We start from the raw sequence: 6154 nt of genomic DNA on the forward strand, positions 1-6154 counted from the left end.
TCATCGACCAGCGCCACGATGATCTCGCCGGGGCTGGCCGTGTCGGCGTTACGGATGATAACGGTGTCGCCGTCGAAGATGCCGGCCTCGATCATCGAATCGCCCTTGACCTCCAGCGCATAGTGCGCGCCGCCCATGATCATGTCCGGCGGCACCGAAATCGAATGCGTCTGATGCTGGATGGCATCGATCGGCACGCCGGCGGCGATGCGACCCATGACCGGGATCGAAACGGCAGAGACCGCATCGTCGTCATTGCCGGGCGAAGGCATCCGCGAAGGCGCCGGCTTGATCTGCCGGCCAAGAGCACCACCCTGACCAAGACTGCCCTGGATGACGCTTGGCGAAAACTTCTTTGCCGCATTGAGGCCTGGCGCGATGGAGTCCGGCAGCCGCAGCACTTCCAGCGCGCGGGCCCGATTGGGCAGCCGGCGGATAAAGCCGCGCTCCTCAAGGGCCGTGATCAGCCGATGAATCCCGGATTTGGAGGCAAGGTCGAGCGCCTCCTTCATCTCGTCGAAGGATGGCGGAATGCCGCTCTCCTTCAGGCGTTCATGGATGAACATCAGCAGTTCATGTTGCTTGCGTGTCAGCATGGCGGCCCCCAGGTTCCCTGAAACCAGAATCGAAAAACAAACCCAGAACAAACACTATCTGTTCCAGTTGTGTTCTGCAACCGTTTAAAGTTTAATGAATTTGTTAAGGCTGCTGAAATTATTTGGCGCTTGCCAGCGGGTTACGATCGACGGGCGCCACCTTCGGCAATGCGCCTGCTCACATTGAAATTGTTATGGTTAATGACCTGTGGCTTATCCCCTACCAAAGCTTGGCATTATCTGTCGATCGACCTCGACAAGGGGCGATTGCAACCTTCGGGACGTTCGTTGGCCGTGAACGAAACGGAGCCAAAACGCCAACGTCAGTTGGGCATTTTGGCTGGAAATTCAGCTCTCCGTCATTTGCCAGGCAGTGAGGGCAGCGACGGCGGATCGCCGGGATCGGTGCGTCAGGTAACGGCTTCCTTGACGGCGAAACGCTGGTCCTTCCATGCTCCCGTGCGCAGAATGTCTTCCAGAACCTCAACCGCCAGCCACACATCCTTGTAGCTGACATAGAGCGGCGTGAAGCCGAAACGGATGGTCGACGGTGCGCGGAAGTCACCGATCACCCCGCGCTCGATCAGCGCCCGCATGATTTGATAGCCGTGGTCGTGAAGGAACGACACCTGGCTGCCGCGCCTGGTCGCGTCGCGGGTGGTCTCCAGCGTGAGACCGTAGGCGCCGCACTTGGCTTCGACGAGCTGGATGAACAGTTCTGTCTGCGCGACGCTCTTCTTTCGCAATGCCGCCATGTCGACGTCGCTCCAGATGGCAAGCGCGCCTTTGAGCGCCCGCATCGACAGGACCGGTTGCGTACCGCACAGAAAACGGCGGATGCCGGTGCCGGCAACATAACCCCGTTCGAAGGCAAAGGGCCGCGCATGGCCCCACCAGCCGCTGAGCGGCTGGCTGATATCGCCGTGGTGGCGCTGCGCGGCATAGATGAAGGCCGGCGCGCCCGGACCGCCGTTGAGGTACTTGTACGTGCAGCCGACAGCGAAATCGGCATTTGCCTGATCGAGCTCGACGGGCAGGGCGCCGGCGGTGTGGCAGAGATCCCAGACGATCAGCGCTCCGGCCGTATGAGCCCTGCGCGTCAGCGCCGCCATGTCGCGCAGTTCACCCGATTTGTAATTGACGTGGTTGACCAGCACCACCGCGACGTTTTCGTCGATCAGATCTTCGATGGTCGGCGCGTCGACGCCCGCGAGGCGCAGCAGGACGCCATCCCGGGTCGAGGCCACGCCTTCGGCGATGTACAGGTCGGTGGGAAAACTGTCACCTTCGGCGACGATGGCTGACCGGCCGGGCCGCATCTCCATCGCTGCGTGCAGCACCTTGTAGATGTTGGTCGATGTCGTGTCGCAGACAACGGTCTGGCCGGCCGCGGCTCCTATCAGGCGTCCGAGTTGGTCGCCGAGTTCGATCGGCATCTCGAACCATCCGGCCGTGTTCCAGGCTCGGATAAGATCTCGGGCCCATTCCTGCGTCGCCGCCTGCTGCAGCTCGCCGAAAACGGCATGAGATGCTGCCCCCAGTGAATTGCCGTCGAGATAGATCACCCCCTCCGGCAGAATGAAACGGTCGCGCATGGCCCGCAGCGGATCCGTGGCATCCATCGCTTCGACTGCGGCGAGATCAGGAATTCCACTCATGGTCAGTCCCCGGTTGTTCGCGAAGGGGTTTCCGCCACAGAGCGTCCCTTCGGTGAGCCTGTTCTCATTTCGATGATGTCAGAGCCGGGTGCGGACCGTCCACAGCTCCGGAAACAGCACGACCTCGAGCATTTTCTTCAGATACGAAGCGCCCGACGTGCCGCCGGTGCCGCGCTTCAGACCGATGATGCGCTCCACCGTGGTGACGTGGTTGAAGCGCCAGCGGCGGAAATAATCCTCGAAGTCGACCAGCTTCTCGGCCAGTTCGTAGAACATCCAGTAGCGCTGCGGATCGCGGTAGATAGTCTGCCAGGCGACCAGGACCTCTTCATTCTCGGTTCGCGTCTCACGCCAGTCCGTGCGCCTGGCATCGGCACCGATGTCGAATCCGTTGCGCGCCAAAAGCAGCAGCGCTTCGTCATAGAGCGACGGCTCGGCCAGAATGGCTTCCAGCTTTCCGCTGAGGTCAGGCCGATGCTTGTGAGGGCCGAGCATGGCCAGGTTGCGGTTGCCGGCCATGAACTCGATGGCGCGATACTGCCAGGACTGGAAACCCGAGGACTGGCCGAGCGCGTCGCGAAACTCGGTGTATTCGCTGGGCGTCATCGTCCGCAGCACATCCCAGGCATTGTTCAGCTGCTCGAAGATGCGCGCGACTCGCGACAGCATCTTGAAGCTCGGCTCAAGCCGGTCGGCGCGGATCGAGCGGATCGCGGCGCCAATCTCGTGCAAAGCGAGCTTCATCCACAGTTCCGAGGTCTGGTGCTGGATGATGAACAGCATCTCGTCATGCGCCGACGAGAGCGGTGTCTGCGCCTCCAGCACTTTCTCCAGGTGCAGATAGTCGCTGTACGACATGCGCTCGTTGAACGACATCTGTGCGCCTTCGGACGCCGGATCGTAGGGCTCGCTCAATTGACTTTCTCCGTGCGCAGCCGGAAGCGCTGGATCTTGCCGGTCTGGGTCTTGGGCAAAGCAGCAATGAATTTCACCGATCGCGGGTATTTGTAGGGCGCGATCGTCGCCTTGACATGGTCCTGCAGGCGCTTGGTCGTCAATGCGTCAGGCGCCACGCCCTGCACCAGCACGACATGCGCCTCGACGATCTGGCCGCGCTCGGCGTCCTCGGCGCCGATCACCGCGCATTCGGCGACGTCGGGATGTGACAGAAGTGCGGCCTCGACCTCGGGGCCGGCAATGTTGTAGCCGGCGCTGACGATCATATCGTCGGAGCGCGCGGCGAAATGGAAGAAGCCGTCCTCGTCCTGCGTGAAGGTGTCGCCGGTGATGTTCCAGCCGTCGCGCACGTAGTCCTTCTGCCTGATATCGGCCATGTAGCGGCAGCCGGTCGGGCCGCGCACCGCCAGCCTGCCGGTCGCGCCGCGCGGTACTTCGCGCATCTCGTCGTCGACGATGCGCGCCTCGTAGCCGCCGACCGGCTTGCCGGTCGACGCGGGCTTCATGTCGCCAAAGCGGTTGGAGATGAAGATGTGCAGCATTTCGGTGGCGCCGATGCCGTCGAGGATCGGCTTGCCGGTCTTTTGCGTCCACTCTTCGAAAACCGGAGCGGGCAAGGTTTCGCCGGCTGAAACGGCAACCCGCAGCGAAGACAAATCGGCACCTTCATCCATGGCCTTCAGCATGGCGCGGTAGGCAGTCGGCGCGGTGAAGGAGATCGTGGCTTTGTAGGTCTCGATGATGTGGATCATGTTGGGTGGCGTCGCCTGCTCCAGCAGCGTCGCCGCCGCACCGAAGCGCAGGGGAAAGATAGCGAGCCCGCCAAGGCCGAAAGTGAAAGCCAGCGGCGGCGAGCCGACGAAGATGTCGTCCGGCGTCACCTCCAGGATTTCGCGGGCATAGGCGTCGGCGATGATCAGGAGGTCGCGGTGGAAATGCATCGTCGCCTTCGGCACGCCTGTCGTGCCCGAGGTGAAGCCGAGCAGCGCGACATCGTCGCGGCCGGTGTTGACGGCGGTGAATGTCACCGGCTTGTCGAGAGCGGCACGATCGAGCTCGGCATCATGGTTGGCGGTGCCGTCGAAGCCTATGACCTGTTTGAGGAAGGTGCTGTCCTTGGCGCAGGCGGTCATCTCGTCCATCAGCCTGGTGTCGCAGAGCGCGACGGTGATTTCCGCCTTGTCGACGATCTTGGCCAGTTCGCCGGCGCGCAGCATAGGCATGGTGTTGACGACCACGGCGCCGACCTTGGTGGCAGCCAGCCAGCAGGCGACCATGGCGGGGTTGTTGGCCGAGCGGATCAGCACCCGGTTGCCGGGCTCGACGCCATAATTCTCGACCAGCGCGTGGGCGAGCCTGTTCGTCCAGTCGGACAGTTCCTTGTAGGTGCGGCGGCGGCCATTGCCGATCAGGGCTGTGCGGTCGCCGAGGCCCTTCTCGACCAGCCGGTCGGTCAGTTCGACACCGGCGTTGAGGCGTTCGGGATAGTCGAAGCCGTCGAGCAGTATATCGGGCCATTGCTCCGGCGGCGGCAGGTGATCGCGCGTGAACGTGTCGATATGCGCTGAAGGCCCAAGCATGTCGCCGCTCTCCCGTCTGCTGCCTGGCCAGTGCGCAATGCGCCTTGGCTGGATGTGGTGGATCCTAAGGTCCTGCTCTGAGGAGGCTTCGTGCTGCCCATCACGCCTGCTCGGAGATGCGCGCCGAAAGGGTGAACATCTGCAGGTGAGGGCAGCACAGCAGACCTCCCATTGTCGGCTGTTCGTGCGGGCAGGATCGCACCAGTCGAAATTTGTTTCAAGCCTAAAATGTTTTTGCCCTGGAGCATTGACGCATGGCGTGGCGCTGGCCATTGCTAGCGCAACAGCGATGCCGTTTTGGGGGAGGGCGCAGATGTTCGAACGTCACATCGTCGATTGGGATGATGCCTATGCCAACGGCGCGAACATTGCCGGCAGCGACCGTTGGCCAGCCGCCTGGTCCGAGCCAGCGGCAGCATTCCGCGATGCGCTCTCGGCAGAGAGCCGGGCACGGCTCGACATCGCCTACGGCGACAGGCCGCGCAATCGGCTCGATCTTTTCCTTCCCAAGGCCGCGCCCAAAGGACTGGTGGTGATTATCCATGGTGGTTACTGGCTGGAGACCGACAAGAGCTTGTGGTCGCATCTCGCCAATGGCGCGGTCGGCAGCGGCTTCGCCGTTGCGATGCCCTCCTACACGCTGTGCCCGGACATACGCATCGCAGGCATCGTCCGGGAGGTCGGGGCGGCGATTGGCAAGGCAGCGGCAATGGTTGACGGACCGCTGATGCTGACCGGACATTCGGCCGGCGGCCATCTCGCCACCCGGATGGTGACGACAACCACGCCTCTGGCGCCGGATGTGGCGCGGCGCATACGCCATGTCGTTTCGATTTCAGGTCTACACGATTTGCGTCCGCTCATGCGCACCGGCATGAACAAGGACCTGGCAATCGACGAAGAGGAGGCGCTGGCTGAAAGCCCAGCCCTGCTGCGCCCGATGGATGGCGCCCGCATCACCTGCTGGGCCGGCGGCGGTGAGCGCGCCGAGTTCCTGCGCCAGAATGCGTTGCTTGCCAACATCTGGACCGGCCTTGGCGCCACCACCAGCACCGTGGTCGAGCCCGACCGGCATCACTACGACATTGTCGACGGCCTTGCCGATCCGGCGCATCCGCTGACACAGAGCTTGATCTCGAGCTAGAGCCGAGATCACTTTCTCGTCTGTTATGAACGGCTTGCCTGGAATTCCTCAGCGCAGCATCAAAACGCTGCAAGCCTCGCCCGCGGCTGCTGCAGGGGCAAACGGCGCCCGCACGATCAGCCCGTTGGCGTCGGCCAGCATTCTCAGCATCGAGGAATCCTGAATGCCGAACGGCGTCGCCACCAGCGCGCCGTCATCTTCCCTGACCACGGCTCGGAC

Annotated in this window: 5 protein-coding genes and 1 pseudogene; 1 reads left to right on the top strand and 5 read right to left on the bottom strand. The window is 62.9% G+C overall.

Annotation, left to right across the window (positions count from 1 at the left end; all coding sequences use genetic code 11):
• From lexA to EN969_RS12920, 4 genes are all read right to left on the bottom strand, one after another.
• Window positions 1-596 (bottom strand): transcriptional repressor LexA (lexA, locus tag EN969_RS12905; RefSeq protein ID WP_127419159.1); only part of this gene is annotated, 596 nt, incomplete at its 3' end.
• Between the two features lie 410 nt (window positions 597-1006).
• A complete protein-coding gene (gene kynU, locus EN969_RS12910) occupies window positions 1007-2254 on the bottom strand; it encodes a kynureninase (RefSeq protein WP_024503342.1) in 1248 nt (415 codons plus the stop codon).
• A gap of 78 nt (window positions 2255-2332) precedes the next feature.
• Window positions 2333-3169, bottom strand: coding sequence for a tryptophan 2,3-dioxygenase (gene kynA / locus EN969_RS12915; protein WP_013531744.1), 837 nt, complete (start codon window positions 3167-3169; stop codon window positions 2333-2335).
• Window positions 3166-4791 (bottom strand): AMP-binding protein, encoded by a 1626-nt coding sequence (locus EN969_RS12920; RefSeq protein ID WP_063167974.1) that lies wholly within the window; start codon window positions 4789-4791, stop codon window positions 3166-3168. Before EN969_RS12920 ends, kynA begins: the two co-directional genes overlap by 4 nt.
• Before the next feature lie 313 nt (window positions 4792-5104).
• Here EN969_RS12920 and EN969_RS12925 point away from each other — a divergent pair, with 313 nt between their 5' ends.
• A complete protein-coding gene (locus EN969_RS12925; RefSeq protein ID WP_063167975.1) occupies window positions 5105-5935 on the top strand; it encodes an alpha/beta hydrolase in 831 nt (276 codons plus the stop codon).
• Window positions 5936-5983: 48 nt separating this feature from the next.
• On the opposite strand, the pseudogene EN969_RS12930 reads toward EN969_RS12925, so the two are convergent.
• Window positions 5984-6154: pseudogene (locus EN969_RS12930) on the bottom strand (molybdopterin molybdenumtransferase MoeA); the annotation flags it as partial.

Source organism: Mesorhizobium sp. M7A.F.Ca.CA.003.01.2.1, assembly GCF_003998945.1.
Taxonomy (GTDB): Bacteria; Pseudomonadota; Alphaproteobacteria; order Rhizobiales; family Rhizobiaceae; genus Mesorhizobium; species Mesorhizobium ciceri.